This window comes from Pantoea sp. VS1 (genome assembly GCF_002207995.1).
Lineage (GTDB): Bacteria > Pseudomonadota > Gammaproteobacteria > Enterobacterales > Enterobacteriaceae > Pantoea > Pantoea dispersa.
Map to the genome: position 1 here is coordinate 126,920 of NZ_NHZE01000005.1, position 24,051 is coordinate 150,970.

Annotated in this window: 26 protein-coding genes, 1 tRNA gene, 1 pseudogene and 1 riboswitch; of the genes and pseudogenes, 13 read left to right on the forward strand and 15 right to left on the reverse strand. The window is 57.4% G+C overall.

The window, feature by feature from the left end; all coding sequences use genetic code 11:
* Positions 1–249: 249 nt before the first annotated feature.
* From CBW22_RS26900 to CBW22_RS02935, 5 genes are all read left to right on the forward strand, one after another.
* Positions 250–1,431, forward strand: coding sequence for a methyl-accepting chemotaxis protein (locus CBW22_RS26900; RefSeq protein WP_088515986.1), 1,182 nt, complete (start codon positions 250–252; stop codon positions 1,429–1,431).
* Positions 1,432–1,996: 565 nt separating this feature from the next.
* Positions 1,997–3,541, forward strand: a complete 1,545-nt coding sequence (locus CBW22_RS02920) for a methyl-accepting chemotaxis protein (RefSeq protein ID WP_088515987.1) — start codon at positions 1,997–1,999, stop codon at positions 3,539–3,541.
* On the forward strand, positions 3,538–3,837 hold the full coding sequence (locus CBW22_RS02925; RefSeq protein WP_088515988.1) for a hypothetical protein: 300 nt from the start codon (positions 3,538–3,540) through the stop codon (positions 3,835–3,837). The genes CBW22_RS02920 and CBW22_RS02925 overlap by 4 nt, the downstream gene beginning before the upstream one ends.
* Positions 3,838–4,027: 190 nt before the next feature.
* Entirely contained in the window at positions 4,028–4,510 is a 483-nt protein-coding gene (locus CBW22_RS02930; protein WP_088516082.1) for a MarR family winged helix-turn-helix transcriptional regulator, read from the forward strand.
* Between the two features lie 108 nt (positions 4,511–4,618).
* A complete protein-coding gene (locus CBW22_RS02935) occupies positions 4,619–4,822 on the forward strand; it encodes a hypothetical protein (RefSeq protein WP_254919464.1) in 204 nt (67 codons plus the stop codon).
* A gap of 49 nt (positions 4,823–4,871) precedes the next feature.
* On the opposite strand, the gene CBW22_RS02940 is transcribed toward CBW22_RS02935, so the two are convergent.
* Together CBW22_RS02940 and CBW22_RS26250 are read right to left on the reverse strand one after the other, a co-directional pair.
* Complete coding sequence (locus tag CBW22_RS02940) at positions 4,872–5,165, reverse strand: hypothetical protein (protein WP_088515990.1); 294 nt, start codon at positions 5,163–5,165, stop codon at positions 4,872–4,874.
* 350 nt (positions 5,166–5,515) lie between these two features.
* Positions 5,516–5,770: a hypothetical protein gene (locus CBW22_RS26250; protein ID WP_176428075.1), complete on the reverse strand. Its 255-nt coding sequence runs from the start codon at positions 5,768–5,770 to the stop codon at positions 5,516–5,518.
* 302 nt (positions 5,771–6,072) lie between these two features.
* Between CBW22_RS26250 and CBW22_RS02950 the strand changes: the two genes are divergently transcribed.
* The 3 genes from CBW22_RS02950 to CBW22_RS02965 all read left to right on the forward strand — a co-directional run bounded on the left by CBW22_RS02950 (position 6,073) and on the right by CBW22_RS02965 (position 7,549).
* On the forward strand, positions 6,073–6,492 hold the full coding sequence (locus tag CBW22_RS02950; protein WP_088515991.1) for a hypothetical protein: 420 nt from the start codon (positions 6,073–6,075) through the stop codon (positions 6,490–6,492).
* Positions 6,493–6,583: 91 nt separating this feature from the next.
* Complete coding sequence (locus CBW22_RS02955) at positions 6,584–6,787, forward strand: Hha/YmoA family nucleoid-associated regulatory protein (RefSeq protein WP_059009433.1); 204 nt, start codon at positions 6,584–6,586, stop codon at positions 6,785–6,787.
* Positions 6,788–7,186: 399 nt separating this feature from the next.
* Positions 7,187–7,549, forward strand: coding sequence for a VOC family protein (locus CBW22_RS02965; RefSeq protein WP_088515993.1), 363 nt, complete (start codon positions 7,187–7,189; stop codon positions 7,547–7,549).
* Between the two features lie 155 nt (positions 7,550–7,704).
* Here the strand turns inward: CBW22_RS02965 and crcB are convergent, their stop codons facing one another.
* From crcB to CBW22_RS03000, 6 genes are all read right to left on the reverse strand, one after another.
* A complete protein-coding gene (gene crcB, locus CBW22_RS02970) occupies positions 7,705–8,079 on the reverse strand; it encodes a fluoride efflux transporter CrcB (RefSeq protein ID WP_176428076.1) in 375 nt (124 codons plus the stop codon).
* Between the two features lie 2 nt (positions 8,080–8,081).
* Positions 8,082–8,789: a 2,3-bisphosphoglycerate-dependent phosphoglycerate mutase gene (locus tag CBW22_RS02975; protein ID WP_088515995.1), complete on the reverse strand. Its 708-nt coding sequence runs from the start codon at positions 8,787–8,789 to the stop codon at positions 8,082–8,084.
* Positions 8,790–8,832: 43 nt separating this feature from the next.
* Positions 8,833–10,122 (reverse strand): phosphopyruvate hydratase, encoded by a 1,290-nt coding sequence (eno, locus tag CBW22_RS02980; RefSeq protein WP_088515996.1) that lies wholly within the window; start codon positions 10,120–10,122, stop codon positions 8,833–8,835.
* A gap of 15 nt (positions 10,123–10,137) precedes the next feature.
* Positions 10,138–10,563, reverse strand: a complete 426-nt coding sequence (locus tag CBW22_RS02985; RefSeq protein ID WP_088515997.1) for a universal stress protein — start codon at positions 10,561–10,563, stop codon at positions 10,138–10,140.
* Entirely contained in the window at positions 10,560–11,468 is a 909-nt protein-coding gene (locus tag CBW22_RS02990; RefSeq protein ID WP_088515998.1) for a DHHA2 domain-containing protein, read from the reverse strand. Before CBW22_RS02990 ends, CBW22_RS02985 begins: the two co-directional genes overlap by 4 nt.
* 80 nt (positions 11,469–11,548) lie before the next feature.
* Positions 11,549–11,618, reverse strand: a riboswitch (Fluoride riboswitch).
* 888 nt (positions 11,619–12,506) lie between these two features.
* Positions 12,507–13,175: a DUF3313 domain-containing protein gene (locus CBW22_RS03000; RefSeq protein ID WP_088515999.1), complete on the reverse strand. Its 669-nt coding sequence runs from the start codon at positions 13,173–13,175 to the stop codon at positions 12,507–12,509.
* 122 nt (positions 13,176–13,297) lie between these two features.
* Between CBW22_RS03000 and CBW22_RS03005 the strand changes: the two genes are divergently transcribed.
* Both CBW22_RS03005 and CBW22_RS03010 read left to right on the forward strand, forming a co-directional pair.
* Entirely contained in the window at positions 13,298–13,786 is a 489-nt protein-coding gene (locus CBW22_RS03005) for a hypothetical protein (RefSeq protein WP_254919465.1), read from the forward strand.
* Positions 13,787–13,868: 82 nt separating this feature from the next.
* On the forward strand, positions 13,869–14,153 hold the full coding sequence (locus CBW22_RS03010; protein ID WP_088516000.1) for a hypothetical protein: 285 nt from the start codon (positions 13,869–13,871) through the stop codon (positions 14,151–14,153).
* 703 nt (positions 14,154–14,856) lie between these two features.
* Here CBW22_RS03010 and CBW22_RS03020 read toward each other — a convergent pair.
* A complete protein-coding gene (locus CBW22_RS03020) occupies positions 14,857–15,474 on the reverse strand; it encodes a TetR/AcrR family transcriptional regulator (RefSeq protein ID WP_088516002.1) in 618 nt (205 codons plus the stop codon).
* Positions 15,475–15,529: 55 nt separating this feature from the next.
* On the opposite strand from CBW22_RS03020, the pseudogene CBW22_RS03025 reads away from it, so the two are divergent.
* Positions 15,530–15,925: pseudogene (locus CBW22_RS03025) on the forward strand (Mu transposase domain-containing protein); the annotation flags it as partial.
* A 281-nt stretch (positions 15,926–16,206) separates the two neighbouring features.
* Here the strand turns inward: CBW22_RS03025 and CBW22_RS26605 are convergent.
* Together CBW22_RS26605 and CBW22_RS03035 are read right to left on the reverse strand one after the other, a co-directional pair.
* A complete protein-coding gene (locus CBW22_RS26605) occupies positions 16,207–16,350 on the reverse strand; it encodes a lipoprotein (protein ID WP_369597186.1) in 144 nt (47 codons plus the stop codon).
* A 99-nt stretch (positions 16,351–16,449) separates the two neighbouring features.
* On the reverse strand, positions 16,450–17,010 hold the full coding sequence (locus CBW22_RS03035; RefSeq protein WP_088516003.1) for a hypothetical protein: 561 nt from the start codon (positions 17,008–17,010) through the stop codon (positions 16,450–16,452).
* A 206-nt stretch (positions 17,011–17,216) separates the two neighbouring features.
* On the opposite strand from CBW22_RS03035, the gene CBW22_RS03040 reads away from it, so the two are divergent.
* Positions 17,217–18,791 carry a TraI domain-containing protein gene (locus CBW22_RS03040; protein WP_254919466.1) on the forward strand — a complete coding sequence of 525 codons (1,575 nt, stop codon included), beginning with the start codon at positions 17,217–17,219 and terminating at the stop codon, positions 18,789–18,791.
* Between the two features lie 34 nt (positions 18,792–18,825).
* Positions 18,826–19,785: a tyrosine-type recombinase/integrase gene (locus tag CBW22_RS03045; protein WP_088516004.1), complete on the forward strand. Its 960-nt coding sequence runs from the start codon at positions 18,826–18,828 to the stop codon at positions 19,783–19,785.
* Positions 19,786–20,061: 276 nt separating this feature from the next.
* Here the strand turns inward: CBW22_RS03045 and CBW22_RS03050 are convergent.
* The 4 genes from CBW22_RS03050 to CBW22_RS03065 all read right to left on the reverse strand — a co-directional run bounded on the left by CBW22_RS03050 (position 20,062) and on the right by CBW22_RS03065 (position 23,976).
* Positions 20,062–20,137, reverse strand: a tRNA-Phe gene (locus CBW22_RS03050).
* Positions 20,138–20,245: 108 nt separating this feature from the next.
* Positions 20,246–20,824: a division control transcriptional repressor DicD gene (dicD, locus tag CBW22_RS03055; RefSeq protein WP_021507771.1), complete on the reverse strand. Its 579-nt coding sequence runs from the start codon at positions 20,822–20,824 to the stop codon at positions 20,246–20,248.
* A gap of 66 nt (positions 20,825–20,890) precedes the next feature.
* Positions 20,891–22,588 (reverse strand): protein-disulfide reductase DsbD, encoded by a 1,698-nt coding sequence (locus tag CBW22_RS03060; protein ID WP_088516005.1) that lies wholly within the window; start codon positions 22,586–22,588, stop codon positions 20,891–20,893.
* An 86-nt stretch (positions 22,589–22,674) separates the two neighbouring features.
* Positions 22,675–23,976: an anaerobic C4-dicarboxylate transporter gene (locus tag CBW22_RS03065; protein ID WP_088516006.1), complete on the reverse strand. Its 1,302-nt coding sequence runs from the start codon at positions 23,974–23,976 to the stop codon at positions 22,675–22,677.
* Positions 23,977–24,051: the final 75 nt, after the last annotated feature.

Sequence of the window (24,051 nt, forward strand, 5' to 3'; positions counted from 1 at the left end):
CGGCCTAAGGCCGGACTACCTTGTTCTGGCAGCTTCACACAGGCCCGTTGCCGATCCTGCATGTGCCAGTAGGCTACTGATGACGGAACATCAGGTTCCTCTCTGATTTCTCAGCGGAACAATTACTGAAGCGACTTTTTACGTCGCACGTCCAGAAACATTTCGTCGGTTGACTGAATTTTCGTCATCACACGCCGATATAGCGCCTGAAGCATATTTTGTGCCTCATTACGCTGACCAGGAGAAGTGATGTTCCGGAAATTATTAAAAAAAGCGCCTGCCGTAGAAAGGGCTGATACAATCACATCTGCAATACCGGCTGTTGAAACGGTCTGCGCAGATAACAGCGACACTCTGCTGCTGAAATGTCTGATGAATATCAATCAGACGTGCGTGTGGTACATTGAGGCACCTGACCTGCGGACTGATTCGCCCGCTTTCTTCTCACCTTCGGCCCGTCGTCTTTTAGGATTGTCTTCTCAGAAGGAATTTGGACTCGCCTCGCTGGTGCAGAGGGTTCATCCGGATCACAAAGACGCTTTCAGAAGTTTCATTCATTATGCTGTCAGCCACAGCGTCGTCGGTAATCCCCTACGATGCCGTATTAAAACAGATGCAAATAATTCTCAATGGTTCCTTCTCCGGGCTCAGTACAGCGCAGACTTTACGCCGCCCCGGCTGGTTGGCACTATTGAAAATATCGGGGAAGAAATCGAGCAGGCCCGCCTTTTCGATATCGTATCCACACGCTTTGACCTGTCCCGGGAAATGCTTAACGACGGACTCTGGGACCTCGATATTATCGGTGGAAATCCGCTCAACCCGGACAACGTATTCTGGTGGTCACCGCAGTTCAGAAAGCTGCTTGGCTTTGAAACGACTGAAGAGTTTCCGGACGTAATGGAAAGCTGGGCATCACGCCTTCATCCGGAAGATAAACAGGCTGCGCTTGACGCGTTTGTCAGCCATCTCATGGACTTCAGCGGTAAAACCGGTTTTGATATCGAGTATCGCCTTAAACTGCGCAGCGGGGAATACCGGTGGTTTCAGGCCCGGGGCCAGACAAAGCGCGCGGCAGACGGGACGCCACTGCGTGCTGTCGGTGCGCTTATTGACATTCAGGGGCGTAAAGACCGGCTGCAGCACGAAGAAAGTGAAATCAGGCGGAATATCCAGACAGCTGAAACCGCTAAAGAAATTGCGGAACTGGTATCTGAAAACGGAAGCATTGCAGCGCAAATTAAACTCATTTCGCTCAACGCAAGTATTGAAGCCGCAAGGGCCGGAATACACGGCAGGGGATTTTCTGTTATCGCCAGCGCTATCAGGGGGCTGGCCGAAAGAACAGCTGACATCACCGGGCAGATTTCCCGCCTGCAGATGCGCATAAAAAGTTTTGCTGCGGACACTGACAAATCAGACATACGCTGATCGTCCGGCATTATGTGTGTTCATATCAGCCAGCCGCCTGCTCTGCCCTGATAGTAGGTGCGGGATCCCATTAATGACCCGAGAGGCTGCTTTTGCAGATGCAGTGAGGTAAGTCCTACTACGAACGGGGCGGGGCTCAGGCGATGTGTTGCCAGCAGACAGGTCATGGTTACCTCTTCAGCCAGCCGGTTTCCGCAGAGCATGCAACCGATCTGACTGCATCCGGTCCGGTTGCGGTTTTCGGTGCCGGCAGCACTTTACCGGCAAGTAAGGCTGCATAGCCTTTAGCCGGGCGGGCTGAGCGAGCCCTGCCGGTGCGTCACGGCACGCCCGGCTAAGCAGGGTCTACGGAACATTCACCCGGTGTCGGCCTGACCGGCTCAGGCATGCCGGGACCATCCGCTGACGGGTGTTATTACCGTGCGCAGCAGGATATTCAGGTGATGTGGTTGCCTGCCACGACAGTGCAAAACTATATTGCGTGCAATTTTGTTGTGCTCAACCCTGCTGAATCAACGTCTTCTGCCGATACCCCTTCACCAAACAAATGTTTCCCGGAGAACTGATGAAAATTTCAACACGCCTCAGCGCAGGCTTTGGTTTGCTTATCCTGCTTTTTATCCTGTGCACAGCTATCGCCGTTCACGCACTGTGGCAGGCCAGGGAGGGGATGAACGACACCGTCGACGTGAAGATGAAGCGCTTTGCACTGGTCGTGGACATACGGAACGGCGTGCGCGACATGGCGATTGCCGCGCGCAACCTGGCCCTGCTGTCTGACCCGGCACAGATGCAGCCCGAGTGGCAGCGCCTGACTGCTCAGCGTGATGCGTATATCCGTAATCGTGAGCAACTGCAAAGAAGCATGTCCGGCAACGTTACCGCACAGGGGAAGGCTGCGCTGGAGAAAGTGCTTTCAGCGGAGGGAGCCGCACTTTCCACCCTGATGACGGCCGGAAAGCTGGGGCTGGATAACCGCCAGCAGGAGGCTACCGCGTTTCTGATAGCCACCGCCCGGCCGGCGCAGAAGGCTTTACTTACACCCCTTGATGACCTGACGGACATTGAGATGCAGCTGAGCCGGGATACGGTATCTGAAAATAGTGCCCGCACCGCCCGGACGGCCGCTATCCTGTCGGGCCTGGCCCTGCTGTCCGTTCTGCTGTCGGTAGCAACCTGTTATCTGCTCGTCCGCATGCTGATGCGCCAGCTGGGCGGGGAACCTGCTCAGGCCCGCGCGCTGGCCGCCGCCATCGCCTCCGGTGACCTGACCTCTCCGGTCACGCTGCGCCGCGGCGATACTTCCAGCCTGCTTGCCTCGCTGGAAGGCATGCAGGCTAACCTGCGCGGGCTGGTGTCGCAGATTAAGGATGCGTCCGCCTCGGTGGCGCTCGCCGCAGACGAAATTTCGCAGGGAAATACCGAGCTGTCCTCGCGCACTGAGCAGCAGGCTGCCGCCCTGCAGGAGACGGCAGCCAGCATGGAGCAGCTGACCGCCACGGTGAAAAGCAACGCGGCCGGTGCGCACCAGACTGCGGGCACGGCGCGCGAAACCGCCTCGCTGGCCCGCGCGGGTGAGGCTGACGTGCAGCGCATGTCGGAGACCATGAACGAGATCTCGCTGAGCGCGGTCAGGGTCCGGGACATCACCTCGGTCATTGAGGGCATTGCTTTCCAGACAAACATTCTGGCGCTCAATGCGGCCGTAGAGGCTGCACGCGCCGGCGAGGAGGGCCGGGGGTTTGCCGTTGTGGCGGGGGAGGTCAGGTCACTTGCCCAGCGCAGCGCCAGCGCGGCGCGGGACATCAAGCTGCTGATTGAACAGGCCGTTTCCCAGGTCGAAGGCGGCGTGGCCGCGGCCGCCGGCACGGGAGAGAGTATCCTGAGGGTTGTCAGCATGGTGGGCGAGCTGGCAGACGCCATGGACAGCCTTTCCCTCTCCTCCGGCGAGCAGATGCAGGGTATCTCTCAGGTCAGCATCGCCGTCAGTCAGATGGACGGAGTGACGCAGAATAACGCCGCCCTGGTGGAAGAGTCCTCTTCGGCATCGCAGTCGCTGTCAGAGCAGGCCCGTGCCCTGCTCGGCATGGTGGAGACCTTCCGCGTATGACGTACGATAGCGATACTGTATTCGCCGGCCCGGACCGGATCACCTCTCTTAAGGCCGACGTGGACGCGCTGTTACGGCAGCTCAGCGAGGGGGAATACCTTAGCATCGACACGTTTGCCAACAACTGGGTGCACCTGACAGCCCTCTATGCCAGAATCCAGGCACAGATGAACGACCGGGTCCTGATGGACCGGATGGTCCGCACGGATCTGCTGCTGACCGCAGACCTGATAGCAGTAGGCCGGATGATTATGGTGATAAACAACTTTATGCGCTGTGCGGCCGCCACGCGCTGAACCGGCCAGCCGGTTCACGTTGACATCAATTTAATCTGACCCAATACTGTGCGCGCCCTGATAGGGCGCAGAACCGCTGCTGTCCGGCCGGTGAGGCAGACTGACTGACAGAAGCGTGTCCGGCGCCCTGAACCGCTGGCCGGTGCAGACTGTCACGCCGCACCCGGCCCAATCCGGAAAACGTGATGATATGAAAGATGACATTCCAGCAAACTGCGATGCGGTTCCTGCCGCAGCGGCACCTGAAACCATTGATCAGTTTCTGTGCTTTGCGCTTTACTCGGCATCCCTTGCCATGACGAAACTCTATCAGCCCCGGCTGAAGCCGCTGGGCCTGACCTATCCGCAGTACCTGGTGCTGCTGGTGCTGTGGGAAAAGGATGGCCTGACGGTCTCCGAGGTCGGCGCGCGCGTACGGCTGGACTCCGGCACGCTCAGCCAGCTCCTGAAGCGTCTGGAGAAGACCGGCGTTATCTGCCGGCAGCGCGACATGCAGCATGATGAGCGGCGCGTGCTGGTTTTCCTGACGGAGCAGGGCCGCCGGCTGAAGATAACGGCCGCCGGCGTGCCCGCGGATATGGTGTCGGTGATGGATACAGCCTGTGATGAGTTGGGTGAGTTGACCAGCCGGGTCGCCGCGCTGCGGGAAAAGCTGGCGCGTGCCCGCACATGATACCGCTTCTCGCCGGGTGCGGGAAACATCATAACCCCGCCGGGTGACCCGAATGACGTCGTTCCCGGCGATATAAGCACGACACCAGTTGTGCGTCAGGAGTATGAATTGGGTAGCGACAGTCCGGATAATACGGAAAGCATTGCGTCAGTAATAGGGCAGGCCGTCTCGGCCCTGCTGAAGTCAGGAAAAGAGGTGGGCATGCAGCAGATCCTGACCGTCCTGGAGCAGGAGGCCGCGCGGTCGGTGGACGGCCGTAAAAAGCTTTACGATCGGGCGATCCGCGTCGTCGCCGGAGACACGGATGGATGATGCGGACTCAGCAGGCCACCGGCTGACACACAGCCGGATGGCCGTTGAATCAGTGCCTGAACGCTGCACCCGGGACGGTTACGTCAGCCCGTTCCGGGTCATCTGTCCGGTTCAGGACGCGGCCGGCGGCACCGTCCTGATGCTGCCTGCGTAATGCCCCTTCGGCTTCGCGGATGGCGGAAAAGGTTGCCTTTCTGCAGCCGGCATCCTTTTCCGTCATCAGCATCTGCTGCAGCCGGAGGAGCAGCGTTATCTCATTAACCGGTTCTTTCTCTCTGAGTAAAAAAAGCACCGCCTCACCGAGCTTCATGTCGGCCCGTTTTTCATCTTCTGTTCTGTACATTACGTTGCACCACATTCCTGGTTTCAGTCAGGGCAGATGCCGGCCTTGCCGGTATCTGCCGGAGAACTCTGCCACCAATGGTAGCCTCTGCCACGGTATGTTCAACCTGAAATTAATGCACCGTCCGGCAGGGCGTATCATCCCTCCGCATGCGCAACCGTTCCGCTGGTTGCCTCCCTGAACTGTCAGTATATAATACTAACCTTATGATGAAATTGATTTTTTTCAGATGTCAGAATGATATGAGATGTTTCCCGTAACGAATTTTCCCGCCGCCGGCGGTTTTTTTTCCTGATGTAATGTAATACCCGGCCGGCTCTATCATTTCTGCTGGTTCGCTTGCGTAACCTTCAGGCCGGAGTGCCCGTCGTTATGCGAGCGGCACCACAGCTGCCCCCGGAGAGAGCAAACCATACGCTGATCATGCGCAGCAGGGCGTTGGCGGCAACCGCCCCCTGCCCGAACATGCTCTGGTTGACGTAGCTGATGGCTTCAAAGGAGATCAGCCAGCCTACCGGACGTGCTCCGGTCGATGATTGCGTTAAGCGGTCGCCTGCGGGCTTCCGGCACTGCGGCGTAAACGCTAGCCCCCCTTGCCTCGGCATAGAGTTGCTCCTGCCCGATGATATGACGCATGAGCAGAGCCTGTCCGCGATGTTAATTGCGGAGCCGCTGGCAGGCGCCTGAAGATACTGTTTATTCTCATGTTCAGCAGGCGTCATAGCGGGTCCATGGCACCTGCTGAATAACTGAAATTGTTGTTACGTTGTGTGACATCCACGTACTGGTCTGGCGGTCTCTCCTGTGGCATCTATACTTTTCCACCCAGGATTAATCTCAGTCACCGTAGCATTTATGCCCGGGACCCGCGATGGACTGCCTTTCACACACCAGAAAGAGGTAAGACATGTATATTCGACTGGATCTCTTTGCCGAGATGCTCGGCATCCGGCCGGGCGACCTGCTACAGGCGACGCGCACGGACGGGGTGCTGGCAGGCTTTACTCTCCCCCGACGTCGTCAGGTGCGCGGCGCTGCCGTGATGTTCCTGCAGGAGGAGGCTGTAGCCTTCTTAAAGCAGTGGCAGACGCGTTCATCTGTACCCTCTGCTCCGGATGCCGATGAGCCGCTGGTATCACTGGACGCATTCGCTCGCCAGGCCGGTATCGCGCCGCTGGCACTCTGGCAGGCTGCCAGTGCCGGAAAACCGCTCCGGGGCATTGCCCTGCCCGTGGCTATCAAATCTTACGGCAGCCATCTGATGTTTTCCGCTGCGGCCGTTGAGTTATTTACCGCCGAGTACCGATGCTGTTTATCGAAAAAGTAAGGTAAATCAGCTTATTGCCAGTTTTTATTTTTGCCGGATAGTCTCATTATCCGGCCCCTTCGCTGACTCTTAATTAACATGTGGAATATGGATGAACCGTACCGAATGGCTGCTAAAGTTCCGGCGATACCAGAATCTGGAAACGCTGGAGAGGGTTTATGAGCACCTGAGCTATACCGGCGACCCTGATGAAGAATTTGCGATGACGTCGGCTTATGACCATCGAAAGGCCGAACTTGCCGCTGGCAAGCTGTTTGACCGGGTACCCAGGCACATCTGGCAGTACGTAAAGTAATCTCCTTCTGGCGCCTTTCTCATAGTGCGGCTCTCTCTCGGCCGTTTAGCTGGCGATGGTTGATAAGTAGCGGCAATTTCCGAAGGAGCTGGCCAGCGATATCAACAGGCTGCTGCGGGAGGGCCGTGAGAAAGGGCTGCACGCCTACCTTCCCGGCCAGCCGGACTAACCCTGGCGGGCCGGTAACGGCAACCTGAAGGCTCAGAACGACCTGTTCCGGCGGCAGCACGCGCTGCACGTGGTCAAGCTCACCTTCTGGATATATCAGGTGCTGGCAGAGAGCGAGTGGAGCGACCGCAGGCAGTTGCGCCTGAGCCTAGCCATGTCCGGCATCTACCTTAACCGTAACGGGCTTGTTTCAGGCTTTGATGAGCATGGCCAGCAGCGTATGGCCATGTCGTGGTCGATGACTATGATCGTGCAATTGAGTTCTACACCGATAAGCTGGGCTTTACCCTGATTGAGGACACGCCGCCGCCGGGTAAGCGCTGGGTCGTGGTTACGCCGGACCCTGACAGCGACTGCGCTATTCTTCTTGCCCGCGCGTCGAACGACCGGCAGGAAGGCTTTATCGGCAATCAGTGCGGCGGACGGGTTTTTCTGTTTCTGCAGACCGACGACTTCTGGCGCGATTACAATACTATGAAGGCAAAAGGCGTCCACTTCTGTCAGGAGCCGCGGGAGGAAGAATACGGAATGGTTGTCGTGTTTGAGGACCTCTATGGCAATCGCTGGGACCTTTACCAGAACAGGCAGACCTGAAACTCTGTTACGACAGTGTCCCGAGCATTACAGGCGTAACCCTGTCGGGTCAGGCCTGCAGAGAGCGCTTCTGAACAATATACTGAACTGTCTGACCTCAGTGCAGCGGTCGTTGCACTGAGGTCTCCCCTGGATTAAAGGCCGTACGGTCCGGGTTAAGCACACAGCGTCATGATATAAAATCCTGCCGCCGTCATGGCCAGCGAACCCAGCACGTGCATCAGCACCGAGGCGGCTGCCCAGGCATAGCTGCCGGACTGCAGCAGGGCAAAAACCTCAGCTGAAAATGTGGAGAAGGTCGTCATTCCGCCACACAGCCCGGTGGTAATGAGCAGCCGCCAGGCCGGATCGAGGCCGGGATGGCGCAGAAAATACGCCAGCGCCGACCCGATGATAAATCCACCCAGCAGGTTGACCAGCAGCGTCCCCGGCGGCAGGTCCGGAAAAAGCGCGTTCAGGCGCGCGCCCAGCTGCCAGCGGATAACACACCCTAAAGCACCGCCGGTGATGACGGCAAAAAGCTGATTCACGTTCACTCCTTTTTTTTAATATTCAGAACATAACGGCACACGACCTGTGCGGCCGCATCCATCTGGTATACGGCCGGCACGCCGGTCGGGATATGCAACTGTGCCACGCTGTCGTAGGGCATGCCGTCCAGAAAGACGGTCAGGGCGCGCAGCGTGTTGCCGTGCGCCACGATCAGAACGGTACTTCCGCAGCGCAACTGTGGCACCACAACGTGGTGCCAGTACGGCATGACGCGACGCAGGGTCATTTCCAGGCTTTCCGTTGCAGGCAGGTCGGCCAGCGCAACGCGGCGGTAGCGCGGGTCCCGACGCAGCTGCGCCGGAGCCTCCGCGTCCGCGGGCGGAATACCGCTGAAGCTTTTGCGCCAGAGCCGCACGGTCTCTGCGCCCATCAGCCGGGCAGCCGCGTCCTTGTTCAGCCCCTGCAGCGCACCGTAGTGGCGCTCGTTCAGCCGCCAGCTTTTTTCCACGGGCGTCCAGCTGCGGTCAAGACGGTCCAGCACCCGCCAGACCGTATGAACACAGCGCGTCATCACCGAGGTGAAGACCCGGTCGGGCATCAGGCCCGCTGCCCGCAGCGCGTCACCGGCCCGGTCGGCCTCCTGCCGCCCCCGGTCCGTCAGCGGCACGTCCGTCCATCCGGTAAAAAGGTTTTCCCGGTTCCACTGGCTTTCGCCATGACGCAAAAGGATCAGCGTTGCAGGTGCCACAGGCAGTGCTCCCGTGCCGGACGGGGACCGTCCGGCAGATGCATTACGTGCGGCGCACAAACGCATGAAGCCCCGCGTAGTGCGCATCGTCACCCAGCGCCTGCTCGATGCGCATCAGCTGGTTGTACTTTTCCACGCGTTCGCCGCGGCACGGCGCGCCGGTTTTCAGGTGTCCCGCGCGCAGTGCCACCGTCAAATCTGCAAGGAACGTGTCCGTCGTTTCCCCGCTGCGGTGGGACATGAACGCGCCCCAGCCGTGCCGCTGGCAGAGCGCCACGGCGTCCAGCGTTTCGCTGAGCGAGCCTATCTGATTGAGCTTAATCAGCGCGGCGCTGGCGAGGTTTTCGTCTATGCCGCGCTGGATGTACTTCACGTTGGTGACAAAAAGGTCGTCGCCAACCAGCTCGGCCCGGCCCGCGAGCTGCTGGTGCAGATGCTTCCAGCCCGCCCAGTCGTCCTCGGCCAGGCCGTCTTCCAGCAGGATGACCGGAAACTGGTCCATCAGCTCGCCGTAGTACGCCGTCATTTCCGCCGCGCTCAGCGCGCTGCCCTCGGTGCGCAGATGATACTGACCGTCAGCGTAAAACTCACTTGATGCGGGGTCCATGCAGATGCTGATGTCCTCTCCGGGCCGGTATCCCGCCTTCTCAATCGCCTGTACGATAAACGCCAGCGGGTCGCGGTTCGACGACACGGCGGGCGCAAAGCCGCCTTCATCGCCCACTGCCGCCGAGAGGTTTTTGTCCAGCAGGATCTGGCGCAGCGCCTGGTAGACCTCGCTGCCCTGACGTACGGCCTCGCGCAGCGTGGGCGCGCCGTGCGGGGCTATCATAAACTCCTGGAAGTCCGCGCCCTGACCGCGGGCGTGCACGCCGCCGTTGATGATGTTCATGCACGGCACGGGCAGCAGGTTCGCCTGCAGGCCCCCCAGGTAGCGCCACAGCGGCTCGTGCGAGGCCTGAGCCGCCAGCCGGGCCACCGCCAGCGACACGCCCAAAATGGCATTGGCACCCAGGCGACTCTTGTTCTCCGTGCCATCCAGCGCCAGCATGATGTTGTCCAGCTGACGCTGTTCGCGCACGTCGCTGCCGCGCACGGCCTGGCAGATTTCCGTATTAACCGCCCTGACGGCATCCAGAACGCCTTTGCCGCCAAAACGGTGTGCGTCATCGTCGCGGCGCTCTGCGGCCTCGCGCGACCCGGTGCTGGCCCCGGAAGGCACCGAGGCGCGCGCCATCATCCCGTCCGCGGTCCGGGCTTCGACTTCAACCGTGGGGTTGCCGCGCGAGTCAAGAATTTCCCGGGCGGTCACGTTATCCAGTGTAAAATGCATGGTGTTTCTCCCGGTTCAGTCAGTCAGGTGAGTGATAAGCACATCCACCGTAAGGTGGTTGAAGTATTCCGCCGAGCGGGAGGTGAGCATTCCCATAAAGCGGTTGCGGTGCCCGGCAAGCACGAGGTCCACGCCCAGCTCCGCGATGCACCTCTCCACGTCCTCAAAACGGTGCATGGTGACCAGTTCCCGCGTATCGACCGCCTCAGACACTGAAGCCGCCAACTCGCTCAGAAACGCTTTAGCCTTCACCACCTCCTCCGACACGACGTCGTCCAACAGGCTGTCGGACACGTAGTTCATCTCCCGGTAGTCGTCGCTGATGTGCGCCAGGGTAATTTTCATGCCGAGCGGCTGCGCCAGCGCGACCGCCCGTTTCAGCAGAAGGGTGCCGTCGTCTTTATCATTCACAAGTATCAGTGCGTGGGTGTAGCAGGTCATAATGAACTCCCGTTCTGGTTAAGGCGGGACTCAAGCCACGGCAGAAGCTGTTTTTTGCGGCTGAGCATGCCCGGTACGGAGCAGGAGGCGGCGTTAACGCTTTCCCGCCCGGCGAAGTAAAGCGTTGAAAACCCGGCGCGAATGTCGGTCAGCATCAGCACCGCCAGGCCGGCACCCGACTGGTCAGCCAGATACGCCAGGGCAGCAAGCAGGTCGTTCATCACGGGGGCAACCTGTGTCGGTGAGCTGACCTCAATCTGGGCTATGCGCACGTCGGTGCCGGCAATGACGAAGGACTTGAGGTCCCTTTCCAGCAACTGCTGTGCGCTGAGGCCGCTGACGTCTGTTTTGGCGGCGAGAAGGTCACGGGCGAAGGCTCTGCGGTTTACGCCGGACAGCACGCCCAGTTCGGTCGCCGAACGGATATCGTCTTCGGTGGTGGTCGGCGAGCGAAGATTCACGGTGTCACTCAGGAGCGCGCCCAGCAGAAGCACGGCGAGCGTCGGGGGCAGCGCGCGGCGCGTTTCTGCGTCCATCAGCAGCCAGAGCAGCGTGGCGCTGCTGCCAATCGGGCAAATATGTACCTCCGGCGGCAGTTGCGTTACCAGCCCGCCCAGCCGGTGGTGGTCAGTGATGCCCACGACGTTGCTCCGGAGCAGGTCGTCAGGCCCCTGCGCCGGCTCGGTGAAATCAACCAGCCAGACCCGTTCATCCTTCAGAGGAAATGCGAGCAGCGGCGGCAGCGCAAGACCGGCGGCGTCAAAGATAAAGCAGGTTTCGCGGTTAGCCTCGCCGAGACGCCATGCCCGGGCGTCCATGCCGCGCCCGGTCAGCCAGTGCGCGGCGACGACGGCCGTGCAGATGGCGTCACTGTCAGGATTGATGTGGCCAAAAACGTGTATCACAGATACCTCCCCGTAGAAGGGAAGCACGCAGGCCGGGAAGAAAGTAAGGGACGGCCTGACGCGCCTCCTGAAAATCAAGAGTCACATCAGGCGTCATCAGCTCCGGAACGGAGCGGTTGGAGAGGGTGGTACGCCATCACCCTGTTACCTGATTATAGAGTGCGACAGAAAACCTGTCAGCACTTTTCTGGCGTCGAACTCAGCCCGCCTAGCGCCGGCCACGACCACTACGCATAGCGCGGGCGGATACGCCAGCACGTCCCCAGCCAGGCGCTGCCTGTGCGGATTTCCAACGCTGACCGCCATTTCTGAGACCTGTCGCTGAGGCGGGGGGCCGTATTCCACAGTCTGCTGTCCTGACGTGTAATGCTGGCTTCCGCCAGTTCCCCATGGGTTCTGCTGGACCTTTCCTGGATATCTCGCGATACGAAACGCGGTGGCAAGCTTCAGCGTGACAATGGTGGAATGCCCTGCGAGAAGGCAAAGCCCATTATCCCAGGTTGACGGGATGCTTTAACAGACGTACCCCACAATTACCTGTATTTATATCATGACGCTTCTCTTCTGCTTTTCTTCCCCCCCTCCACCTACAGTGTGACTTTCCGCTGTCATGGTTTTCACCCGATAGAGATGGTCGTCAAGCCTCTCAACACACACGCCAGGTTCACCCCTACCAGTTAATTCCGGATTGCCGGCGTCGCCCGCATATCTTTCCCGGGAATGCTCGTCAGGGATAACACTACCGTCCCCGGCTAGGGTGAAGAGCGTACGCCCCCCTCCTGTAATAATCTCACGACGGAGATGGGCCGCCTGCCACCGGCTGCCTGTAACGGTCGTTTCCCGGAGCCACAGCTCACGAAAGCGGAATACGCCTCTGGTCAGGCTCGCAATCTCATCCAGCGTATAGCTGTCCAGAAGTTTCAAAGTCTGCCTCCCATGTAGTCCTGACCCGGGCCGGAACGGCCTGACAAGAATATCTGTCAGCATATGCAGGGGCACTTACTAACTAACAGCAAACCGTTCCGGTTGTCGCCTGCCTCAGCGAAGTTTTTCCAGCAGTTGCTCCGCGCCTTTGTCCACCCCAGTCTCTGCCGCGCTCATTGAGCCAAACGTTGCACCCACGTTCATGGCGTTGGGGTACTGCTCCGCCACGTAGGCCAGCAGAAGCTCGCCGGTCGCTGCATCTTTTACTTCCACCGCATAGTTGACGTATCCGCTCATCAGGCCGCGGCCTCCTCGCACGGACTGGACGATATTGTACGGGCCGCCGGCCAGGTCGAACTTCGTGAAAGTCCCCACAACCTGAGGCGTCGTGTCCGCGCCGGTCAGCGTCAGCTTAAGCCGGAGAGAAGGCGCGTTCCCGGCGTGGGTGTTTGCGGTAAATTTTTCCGCCAGCACTTCGGCGAACTTTTTCTGCATGTAGTCTGCCAGATTGCGCCGGTCTTCCTGGGACAGGTCATTGAACTGCGCGTCGCTGCCGCTATAGATTTCGACGGGGTCGATGATGATACTCCGGTATTTACTCCAGTCAACGGGCGCGGCGTAGCGGAACGGGATCCGGTCGCTGTCATCAGCCGTGTTGGGGGTCATCCGGGACGTGGACTCAATGCCGGAATATTTTACCGGTGAGGTGGACGAACACCCCGCAGCGGCAATGACGGCGGTCAGGATAAGCGTACGGAACAGCTGTTTTGTCAGGCAAACCATAAAATATTCTCCGGTTACTTTTTAAAATAATGAACTGTACGGTTCAGTTAATATGGTTTATCCTGACTCTGTCAAGAGAATGTTTCATTTCGTGTCTGTAACTTTTATACGAGGAGTACAGCATGCTTTACATTTACCCGGAATTTTCGTCATCAGGCGCCACTCACCGAGCCCGTTCTCAGCAGGTGATCGTGCCGGCACTTAAGGAGGACGTGCCGGAGCCCAGGCGGGAAGAGAGCGATGGGCGCGCTGGTTTTATCTGGACTCTACCGCTTCGCTATTCCTGCCTGCCGGTGCGGCGGAGGCTGATAAGAATGATGCTGACGCTGCAGAAATGCGGCGAAACCAGGGGCCCGCCTCACTGCAGGGGACGGGACACCTTTTTTACGCCGGCAGCGGATTATGCCCGGAGCGTTATTGATACGGCAATGCTGCGCGGAGAGCTGCGCTGCCGGCCCTCCGGCGAAATGGCGCGCGCCTACCTGACGCAGACGGAGGAACTGCTGAACCTCATGGCCGGCGTTCAGCAGGTTAAGGTACTGCTCCGCAAAGAGGTCAGGCGCAGAACGGCTGATTTTCTGCTCCAGTATGCGGCACGTGTAGAAGCATGAAGTCGCTGCTTATCAGAGCCACTCTGGCGCTTATTTTTATTGCCGGCGGCGTCCTCACCGCATTTGACGTCAGGATCGCCTAATGAATGGCTGTCTGATAGCGGAGACGCTGGAAAATACGCCGCCGCGGCAATGGTTCGTGTATGGAGCCATGCTGATAACCGTGGCATTCGCCCTGCTGAGAACCGCCGGTAACCTCAGGGAGATATACCGCCTGCGCCAGTTCGGGAAGTTGCGGGCCAGATACTATGCCGTCAGGGTATGGGGGGTCTCATCAGAACCGCTGAGGATATTCCTGGTGGCGGAATGCCTTGTCGTGGATGCGCTGTGTGCGCTGCTGGTGCTTAGCGACGTCACTCTCTGGTGAAAAACCACAGCACCGGTCTCGAACTGTACGGTTCGCCAGCTTGAGGGCACCATCAGCGATAACTTTACATGAAGGGGAATACAATTGATTGAGAAACTGACAGGGATTAATACCGATGCCTCCTGGGGGACTGGAATACGCTAAGCATTCTGATTTTATTTGGCGTCCTGGCTGCGACCGTGATGATTATGTGGTGGCGCGTCATCAGTAATATTACAGAAGTCGTCCACATACGGCGCCTGAAAGCCCGACGTGGGCGAAAATATGCTGAAGGCGCCTGGGGAGTCCGTCAGAACTCGCTTATGAAGCTGCTTGTCACTGAAACCCCAGTGGCTCTCGCCATCAGCGCCTTGATTGTACTCATGCTGACGGAGGCGTCATTCTGACCGGGTGCAAACAGCGCCAGAAAAAACCCGCCGGAAGGCGGGCCTGAAAGGTTCAGATGTGGCTGCCGACGGAAAGACACCCGGAGAGCATCAGCACGGCCATGCCGGTGATGAGGCTGTAAACAAGACGCATGTCAGTTCCTCAGAATAAAGAAACGCAGCCGCTTAGCAGAAGTGACCCCATGGTCAGACCTGCTACCATAATAAAACGATTAAGCATTAACTTACCTCCATAAATAAACTGTACGTATCAGTTTATTTATGGAGTCAAATTTGTCAATGGGTTTTATTGAATCGTCCGAGGCCGTCTCGCTTTGTCAGCGCGGTGACGTGCCCGACAGAAACACGTTTACAGCACTTCGCACCATGCCGACAATATCATCGTGCGTGTAAGCCGGCATGTGATGACGGAGAAAGAGCTCGTCAGCCTCGGCCTTCACTAGCGCAGAAAACTGTTTCGCACGTAGTTCGGGGCTGGAGGGCAGAAGGTCGCCCGCTTCAATATGCTGCTCCATCAGCGCCGCCAGGGCGTTCATGCTTTCCCGGACGCCGGACTCATAAAAGATATCACCGATGCCGGAATGGCCCGCCTCGCCGATGACCATGCGATACAACTGAAGTCCCTTCCAGTCCGACGTCATGGCACCCAGCATGCCTTCGCCAAATCGCTGCAGCCTGTCAGGCAGAGGAAGATGGCGGCTGTCCTGACTGCACAGATCATCTGCAGCGCGCGTCAGAAAGTTGGTGCCGTAGGCCCTGACGACGGCCTCAAGAAGGCTTTCCTTGGAGGCAAAGTAGTTATAAAGCGTGGCTTTGGAGCATTCTGCTGTTCTTGCCACTCCTTCCATGGAGGCGCGTTCATACCCCTGCTCAAGAAAGACGGTCGTGGCAGCGTTCAGGATGTCAGTTCGTTTTTGTTCGGTCAGCGTTCGCATATTATTTCTCCCTGTAGAAGAAATTATATTAACAGAACCACCTGGTTCATTAAAGACACGCATTCTTGATGCCCGCCCGTATAAACCGAAGGATAATCAGAAAGCAGAAAACGGCGTGCTCATCGTGGAAAGGTGGCTGCTGGCGCGCATCCGCGGTGAGACCTTCTACACGCTGAGGGCGCTAAATACGCGCCTGCACGAGCTGCTGACGGACATGAACAACCGTCCTATGAAAGCCTACGGCAACCAGAGCCGCGCTGAGCCCTTCCGCGAGCTGGACGCAGCCGCACTCTCAGCGCTACCGCTTTCGCCGTATGGATAAACCGAATATAAGGCAATTTAGGTGGGCCCTTACTACCGCATCGAATATGTCCGTCACTGGTACTCCGTACCGCACGAGCTTGCAGGACAACGCCTGTCGCTGAAGGCGGGCCAGACAGTGGTCCAAGTGTTGTTCCTTATTAGAAGATATATAGGTTGCTGTGATAAAGCTCTCTTTGCTGTTCCCCCGAACATCGAGAGTCAGGCGGTCATTTCCTGCCAAGTTCCGACTCATGCGACAGTAGCTACCCGGCTGTGCCTGCCAACTGGTGCCTTCGGCGATCGCCGATGCTAACCAGCCTGCATTACCCTGACAGCTGTTACGTGCGCGGAGAGATCGATGTCAGATACAAACCCGTAATGCTGTTTAAGGTTCATAGCAGGCGTATCAAGAGGACCCGGGCCAGATTTTCACACCGTATTATTGCGTGTTGCCGACTCTTCGTTGCCTGTTACCGGTTGCTGACTGACAGGGTTGAGATAGCTTGTGAGGTTATTGCCGCTGCAGCCGGTTAGCGTTATTAAAAGGGTCATAATGGAGAGAATTTTTTTCATATTAACAGCCTATGGAATGAAGGGCTGCACATGATCGTTCAATTCGAATGCATGTGTGTAGTCAGTGTGAACATTCCCTAAACGCCCTAACACCAGAAATTATTTTTCCGACCAGGAAGATTTACGCCGTAGTATCAGCACGGGCCAGTCACTACGGAATTCCGTGCGCCAGCGCCACTGCCGGAAGAGAATTTCCAGTTGCATCAGCGCTCTCATCGCCGGTGTAAAAGGGATACGGTAAGTGCGGTGATGGACGGTGAGTCCACCTTCAGCGATACAGGCCAGCATCCGGCGGGCTCGAATGTCGGTCAGAAGGTGCGAGGAGATGATAACGATGTGGTGCTTTTCCAGAGCCTGTCGGGTTGACGCCTTCACGCCTTGCCAGAACTGATGGACCCGCTCTGGCGTCAGATCTGTGGTGGGCTGCCAGGGGGCGAGGTGCACCCACGCCCGACTGCGACGATGGCGGATCAGCGTCAGCGCCGGTCTTAACTGCCGCTCTGCCCATGCGAGCGGGCGAAGCAGAAAGGGAAGACAGAACAGCAGCACCCATACCAGATAAAACCCGGTGGAAGTGCCCTGGAGGGTGAAACTCAGGCTCAAAGACCCGCACAGTGCCAGCCAGATCATAAAAAAAAACAAAACAAAGAATTGTTGCATACGATGGCTCGCGATACCGGTGTAATCAGAGGTATGCAGGAAAGCATCACGGTGTTACCAGATCACCCTGAAAATCTGAAACCACTTTTTAATATTTTAACAAGCAGGATTTCTGTCAGAGACGGTTCCGGGTTTACTGTTGAAATAGTCCGGAGTGCTTTTAGGTTAGCGTCATATTCAGCAGGCATATTCCGGCGGAGGTGACGGTGATTGGACTTAACTGGTTAACAGGCAGAGGCAGACAGGAAAGCCAGCCGGGAGAGAGACTCTCTAAGGGAGACACGTCATCCCGGCCTGTTGCTGACGGTAGCTGGCACCCTGCTCAGACGGGAAGTGTGCTACTGCAGACAAACGAAAACCGTCGCCTCATCAGGGTGCTGACAGAAAACAGCCCGTTTTCAAAAGAAGTCACTGAAGCCTGGTGGCTCAGGCCTCTGGAGGAGATGGCGGCAAGGGTGCAGACCTGCCCGGCAGCCTGGTACGGCCCGTACTCTGGTCCCGGAGGATTTAATGAACTCAGCCTGAACGTAGCCGCGCGTGCGGTCAGGCTGGTCCGTGGCATGATGCTGCCACCGGGCGCCACGCCTGAAGAACAGGCTGAGCAAACTCCCGGCTGGGTCTGTGCTGCTTACTGGGCAGGGCTGTTCCATCATCTGCCCTGGCTGATGCAGATGGAAGGGGCTCTGAAAAACGGTCGGGTCTGGTATCCCGGTCTTAGCGTGCCTGGAGAGCAATGGCGGGTCAGACAGACCATAGAACCATCAGGCGAGATGAACTGCGTATTTGTGGCGCTAAGACTATTGCCTGAGGCGGCCCTGCTGTGGCTTCAGCGCTGGCCCGTTCTTTCTGATACGCTCCTGCTATTTCTGTCGGGACACCGTGCTGAAGCCGGGATATTAACCAGTATTGTTAACGATGCCCTGAGCAGCTGCGGTCTTTCAAATGAGACCGTAATGTCCGGGCAAAAACCTCAGCAGGTATCTCTGGTTAATATCACATCAGTTACAGACCATACCCCCCCGAAATTATATGAAGTAATACCTAACTCATTGTCCAGTCTCGATAATGCGGAAGGTCCTTTAGTGCCAATTAAAACTGGAGTTTCAGACTACAGTTCTGTTCAGGAAAACGAGTTGTCGCCTGAGAAGATTATCCCACCTGCGCCTTTACTGGAGCTGGAATCCGCACTCACAGCTGAGGAACCGCTGCTTTCTGCAGAAAACGCCATCAGTACGGGAGAAGAAGTGCAGATGCAGGGATCTACGGAGAATCTTCTGTCATTGCTTGATTTAATGGCTGAAGGGAAAACTGCTACGGCAATGGATAATTCTTCTGCGGATAATCGTCCAGCCACGCCAATTACAACTGATGTGTTTCATTCTGATGAAAAGAGGAAAGATAAGGGAGAAGAATCGGGTGTGCTCTTTCTTGAATGGATCAGGGACAGCATTGAGGACGGCACGCTGAGCGTAAATCAAAAGGACAGTCTGCTTCACGTTCTGGCGCAGTTTGTTTTTGTAGTCTCACCGGCCTGTTTTTACCGTTACACCACGACTGCAGGAGGCAGTGATACGGATAAGGCCAGACTACAAAAAAGTTTTGAGGCACTGAACGTACACCATTCACGAAATGGTAAGGGGTTATTCCATTACCATCAATACGATACGCCGGATAAGAGCGGTCGTTTTACAAAAGTGTCAGGCTATATGATTAATGCCGACATTTTATTTAAAAAAGGGAGCTGTCCTTCGGACAGCACATGGCTTTCAGCCAGAAAATGACTGGCTGGGGAGAATTTATAAAACTGAGGTCAAAATGAAAGATTCATGTTCATTTGATGAACTTATTGAAGGATATTTTTTTAGTAAAACTCTTCGTGTTGCAACTGAATGGAGTTACAGAAAAGTATTAAAGACTTTCCTTAATTTTGCTGGAGCAGCCATATCTCCTGCTGATGTTGATGACAGGTTGGTTTTAAACTGGCGCAGACATGTGATTAATGTGGAGGGTCTGACAAAAACCACTTGGAACAATAAGCTCACTCACATGAGAGCATTATTCAACTTTGCGATTGAAGAAGGTTATATTTCGGCAACCAAAAATCCCTTTAATGGCAAGATTGCACGGCCAGATGTAAAGCGAAAGAAAACCCTGACTGATATCCAGATTAATAAAATATATCTTTTAATGGAGGCCAGGGAGGCGGATGAACAGTATGGTAAAAACTATAACTACAGGTCGGCATTGAGGCCTGCATGGTTCTGGCTTACCGTGCTGGATGCTTTACGAAGGACAGGGATGAGGCAGAATCAGCTTCTGCATATACGATTATGTGACGTTAATTTTTTGCATAACTGGATAAGCCTTCGACCGGAAGGAGCAAAAAACCATCGCGAGCATCTTGTTCCGATCACGCGTCATCTGAGACCAAGATTAGAAATGCTTTATAACCGTTCTCTGGAAAGAGGAGCAAAGATGGAGGATCAGCTTTTCAATTTATCCCGATTTGATGGTCGCAGAAATGAGACAAGTGAAAACATGGATAATCCACCATTGCGTGCTTTTTTTCGCCGGCTTTCAAATGAATGTGGTTTTGTTGTGAGTCCTCATCGATTCCGGCACACCATAGCTACAAATCTGATGAGTATGCCTGACCGAAACCTGAAAATGGCTCAGGATCTTCTGGGCCATTCAACGCCTGCAGTCACTCTGCAATACGTTGAGAGCGACATCAACAAGGTCAGGAGCGTTCTTGAACAGCTGGAGGTGGCCTAAGAGTAATCTTAAGTCAAATCTTAACGATATGATTCTAAAAGAGGAAAAAAAGGGAGGCAAACCTTTACAAAAGATTGACAGAAAACATTTCTAAAGGTAAATACGATGCTGAAGTATTTTTTAAGGATGTGAGAAGTCCAGAGGATGCAGCAACATCCTCCGGACTTTAAGTCCCGTGTTCAACAATGGTGCGGTAAGCAAACTACCAACATCATGCTGGGGACCACTGTCATGCCCGTTAAGGATCTCAACCCCTAACGAACAGGCTCTGAAGAGTGGTGCCCGGAGGCGGAATCGAACCACCGACACGGGGATTTTCAATCCCCTGCTCTACCGACTGAGCTATCCGGGCAACGGGGCGCATTAAACCCTAATGGCTCACAGCCGTCAACGGGTTTCGTAAAAAAAGCGTAGCAATCGTGACTGATTGCCTGCTTTTCAGGCAGGCTGAACAAAAAGCCTACGCCAGCGCGCCGTTTTGCCGGCATAGCGCGATGCTCAGCACATCTTCAGCCAGACGCCGCGCGGTAGCGACATCCTGCACGTTGCGCTTCACCAGCAGCTTACTCAGACAACCTTCGAGGATCAGCTCCATCTGATCGGCCACCATGCTGGGGTTGTCCAGCGCCAGGTCGACGAGGATTTCATGGGTGAACTGCCAGGAACTGCGCTTCTGCTGTTCGGCGAGCTGGTGCACCGGCTGATCCGGCTGGGGATAGAAACTGCAGGCGGCAATAAACAGGCAGCCGGGAAAGCGGCCTTTACTGACGTGCTCTGCCAGCACGTCGTAACGCGCCAGCAGCTTTTGTGCTGCACTGAGGCGCTCATCCAGCTGCACCTGGCGGCGCCAGCTGTCGATCTGCTGGCCGTGAAAGCGCAGCGCGTCATACAGCAGGGCATCGCGATCGGGCCAGTAGCGCTCCAGCTGATCGCTGGCGAGGCCGCTTTCGCCAGCCAGCTGCTGCAGCGAGGTGGTCGCGGCCAGGCCGCTCTGTTCGAGCACATTCAGCGCATGCTCAAGGATCTGTTCGCGTTGCAAAAGACTCTCCTCCGGAATGCGGGCCCGGGCGCGTACGCCCGGGCAGTGTCGTGCAACCAGTTTCGTTTAACGCGGCAGATTGTGCAAATGGGCGCGGAAATCCGCGGCGTTAAGGAACCCGGTGACGCGTGAATCGGCAATCTCTTTGCCCTGCGCATCGAAGAACAGGATGGTCGGCAGGCCAAGCACCTGCAGATGCTGCAGCAGCGCGTTATCCTGCGCGTTGTTGGCTGTCACGTTAGCCTGCAGCAGCTGCACGTTGCTCAGGGCACTGCGCACGCCGTCATCACTGAAGGTGTATTTTTCAAACTCTTTGCAGGCCACGCACCAGTCGGCATAGAGATCGACCATAGTGATACGGCCCTGCGCCTGCTGTAATGCGCTATCCAGCTGCTGGCTGCTGCTGATGCGCTGAAACGGCAGGTGGGCGACGCTTTGCGTACTGCTGCTGCCAAATGCCCAGTCCTGCAGCGGGCGCGCCACCACCAGCGCGGCCGCCAGCATGATGATCGGCAGCACGCGCGCTGTGCCGCGCGCGCTGAGACTCAGGCTGAACGCCCAGGCAAAAAACGCCACGCCGAGCAGGCTCCACAGCCGCAGTCCCCAGATATCGCCCAGCACGCGCTCCAGCAGAAACACCGGTAGCGCCAGAATCACAAAGCCAAAACCCTCTTTTACGCTCTGCATCCACGGACCGCTTTTCGGCAGCAGCCGGTTGCCGAACATCGTTACAGCAATCAGCGGCAGTCCCATGCCGAAGGCGTACAGCCACAGCGTGCCGGCTCCGGCCCACAGATTACCGCTCTGCGCGATATACAGCAGGATGGCGCTGAGCGGCGCGGTGGTGCAGGGGGAGCAGATTAGCCCAGCCAGTGCGCCCATCATAAACACGCCCGCCAGCGAGCCGCCTTGCTGACGGTTGCTCCACAGCGTCAGACGCGTCTGGAGGCTGGCAGGCAGCTGCAGCGTGAACAGGCCAAACATCGACAGCGCCAGCAGCACAAACAGCACCGAGAGGCCGATCAACACGTAAGGATGCTGCAGCGCAGCCTGGAAACGCAGCCCCGCCGCTGCCACCACCATACCGAGCAGGGTGTAAGTCAGCGCCATGCCCTGCACGTAAACCAGTGCGAGGGCGAACAGCCGGCCCAGCGAGTAGCGGCGCTGGCCACCAAGAATGATGCCGGAGATCAGCGGATACATCGGCAGCACGCACGGCGTAAAGGCCACGCCGATGCCAATCAGCAGCGCCCACAGCGGCGAAAACGGCAGCGGCGTGCGGTCAGCGGCCGGTGATGCCGCGATTACCGGCGCGGCGCTATCGGCAGCCATCGCCGTCAGCGGCACCGAGCGGGTCTCCGGCGGATAGCAGAAGCCGGCCGCGGCGCAGCCCTGATAGGTCACGCTGAGCGTTGCACCGGCATCGGCCTGGCGCAGGGTGATCGGCAGCTGTACGTCCCGCGGATAGATTTCGCTCTTGCCGTAAAACTCATCTTCGTGCGGCTGGCCCGGCGGCAGCGTGACCGGCGCCAGCTGCGCGTGTTGCGCGCTGATGTGGAATTGCTGACGATAGAGGTAATAGCCGTCCTTCACTTTCCAGCTCAGCGTCAGCTGATGGCCCTGCTGGCTGAAATCGAAGCCAAAGGCCTGATCGACTGGCACAAAGCGGTTATTGGTAGTGGGCGAGAACAGGCTGGCCTGCGCCGACAGGCAAAACAGCAGCGCCAGGCACAGGCTTAGCAGGCGGGAAAATCGAGCAGCCATGACGAATTAATCAGCTCCGGTGGCGAATGAGCCGCGATAATAACACGGCTCATTCGCCACGAGGTTTTCAGGATGTAACCACGACGCTACAGGATCAGGCTGCCGAACAGGAAGCCAAACGCCACCGAGAAGGTAATTGCCAGTACGCCGGGAATGATAAACGAGTGGTTGAACACGTACTTACCAATGCGGGTGGAGCCGGTGTCATCCATCTCCACCGCGGCCAGCAGCGTCGGGTAGGTGGGCAGCACGAACAGCGCGGACACCGCGGCGAAGGAGGCGACCGCCGCCAGCGGCGACACGCCGAGCATTAGTGCGGCCGGCATCAGCGCTTTAGTGGTGGCCGCCTGCGAGTAGAGCAACGTGGCAGCAAAGAACAGCACCAGCGCCAGCATCCACGGATAGCTCTGCAGCATGTCGCCGGCCAGCGTCTGGATGTCGCTCAGGTGCGCCTTGACAAAGGTATCGCCCAGCCAGGCGACGCCCATTACGCAGATACAGGCGCTCATGCCGGATTTAAACGTGCTGGCGCTGAGGATTTCACCGGTTTCCACTTTGCAGGTCAGGCAAATCAGCGTGGCAACCGTCAGCATAAACACCACAATGGCTTCGTTACGCGGCAGCACCGGATTGCTGATCAGGCCCACGCTGTCGCTGATTGCCGTCGCGTACAGCACCACCGCCGCAATACCGATAAGGAATAGCAGTACCGCGCGTCTGGCACCCGGCTTGATGTGATAAACCTGCTCACCGCGCAATGTCACTTCACCTTTCGCCAGGCGCGCCTGATAGACGTCATCTTCTTTGAGCTCTTTGCCGAGGAAGTTGGTGATCACGGCGGCACAGAAAATGGCCAGCAGGGTGGCAGGCAGCGCGACGCCGAGCAGCGCCAGATAACTGACGCCGCGCGGTTCAAGAATCGAGGCAAAAAATACCACCGCGGCTGAAAGCGGCGAGGCGGTGATGGCGATTTGCGACGCCACTACGGCTATCGATAGCGGGCGCGAAGGGCGTACGCCTTGCTCTTTGGCCACTTCCGCAATCACCGGCAGGGTAGAAAAAGCGGTGTGCCCGGTACCCGCCAGCAGCGTCATCGCATAGGTCACCAGCGGCGCAAGGAAAGTGACATAGCGCGGATGGCGGCGCAGCAGGCGTTCCGCCAGCCCGACCAGATAATCCATGCCGCCAGCCACCTGCATCGCGGCGATGGCCGCAATCACCGCCATAATGATCTCGATGACATCGAACGGGATCGCGCCGGGTTTCATGCCGCAAACCAGCGTCAGCACCAGCACGCCTAAACCGCCGGCAAAGCCAATGCCGATGCCGCCAAGGCGCGCACCCAGCCAGATCGCCAGCAGGACGATGAGCAATTCCACCACTACCATAGTTTCACTCCCTGAAGTGCCGCCACACGCAGCCACTTTAGTTATAGACGTCAAAATAAAAAAGCACGCCGTATT

Coding starts and splice junctions, on each gene's coding strand:
- CBW22_RS26900 (WP_088515986.1), top strand. CDS start 250: ATGTTCCGGAAATTATTAAAAAAAGCGCCTGCCGTAGAAAGGGCTGAT.
- CBW22_RS02920 (WP_088515987.1), top strand. CDS start 1,997: ATGAAAATTTCAACACGCCTCAGCGCAGGCTTTGGTTTGCTTATCCTG.
- CBW22_RS02925 (WP_088515988.1), top strand. CDS start 3,538: ATGACGTACGATAGCGATACTGTATTCGCCGGCCCGGACCGGATCACC.
- CBW22_RS02930 (WP_088516082.1), top strand. CDS start 4,028: ATGAAAGATGACATTCCAGCAAACTGCGATGCGGTTCCTGCCGCAGCG.
- CBW22_RS02940 (WP_088515990.1), bottom strand. CDS start 5,165: ATGTACAGAACAGAAGATGAAAAACGGGCCGACATGAAGCTCGGTGAG.
- CBW22_RS26250 (WP_176428075.1), bottom strand. CDS start 5,770: ATGCCGAGGCAAGGGGGGCTAGCGTTTACGCCGCAGTGCCGGAAGCCC.
- CBW22_RS02950 (WP_088515991.1), top strand. CDS start 6,073: ATGTATATTCGACTGGATCTCTTTGCCGAGATGCTCGGCATCCGGCCG.
- CBW22_RS02955 (WP_059009433.1), top strand. CDS start 6,584: ATGAACCGTACCGAATGGCTGCTAAAGTTCCGGCGATACCAGAATCTG.
- eno (WP_088515996.1), bottom strand. CDS start 10,122: ATGCATTTTACACTGGATAACGTGACCGCCCGGGAAATTCTTGACTCG.
- CBW22_RS02985 (WP_088515997.1), bottom strand. CDS start 10,563: ATGACCTGCTACACCCACGCACTGATACTTGTGAATGATAAAGACGAC.
- CBW22_RS03000 (WP_088515999.1), bottom strand. CDS start 13,175: ATGGTTTGCCTGACAAAACAGCTGTTCCGTACGCTTATCCTGACCGCC.
- CBW22_RS03005 (WP_254919465.1), top strand. CDS start 13,298: ATGCTTTACATTTACCCGGAATTTTCGTCATCAGGCGCCACTCACCGA.
- CBW22_RS03010 (WP_088516000.1), top strand. CDS start 13,869: ATGAATGGCTGTCTGATAGCGGAGACGCTGGAAAATACGCCGCCGCGG.
- CBW22_RS03020 (WP_088516002.1), bottom strand. CDS start 15,474: ATGCGAACGCTGACCGAACAAAAACGAACTGACATCCTGAACGCTGCC.
- CBW22_RS26605 (WP_369597186.1), bottom strand. CDS start 16,350: ATGAAAAAAATTCTCTCCATTATGACCCTTTTAATAACGCTAACCGGC.
- CBW22_RS03035 (WP_088516003.1), bottom strand. CDS start 17,010: ATGCAACAATTCTTTGTTTTGTTTTTTTTTATGATCTGGCTGGCACTG.
- CBW22_RS03045 (WP_088516004.1), top strand. CDS start 18,826: ATGAAAGATTCATGTTCATTTGATGAACTTATTGAAGGATATTTTTTT.
- CBW22_RS03060 (WP_088516005.1), bottom strand. CDS start 22,588: ATGGCTGCTCGATTTTCCCGCCTGCTAAGCCTGTGCCTGGCGCTGCTG.
- CBW22_RS03065 (WP_088516006.1), bottom strand. CDS start 23,976: ATGGTAGTGGTGGAATTGCTCATCGTCCTGCTGGCGATCTGGCTGGGT.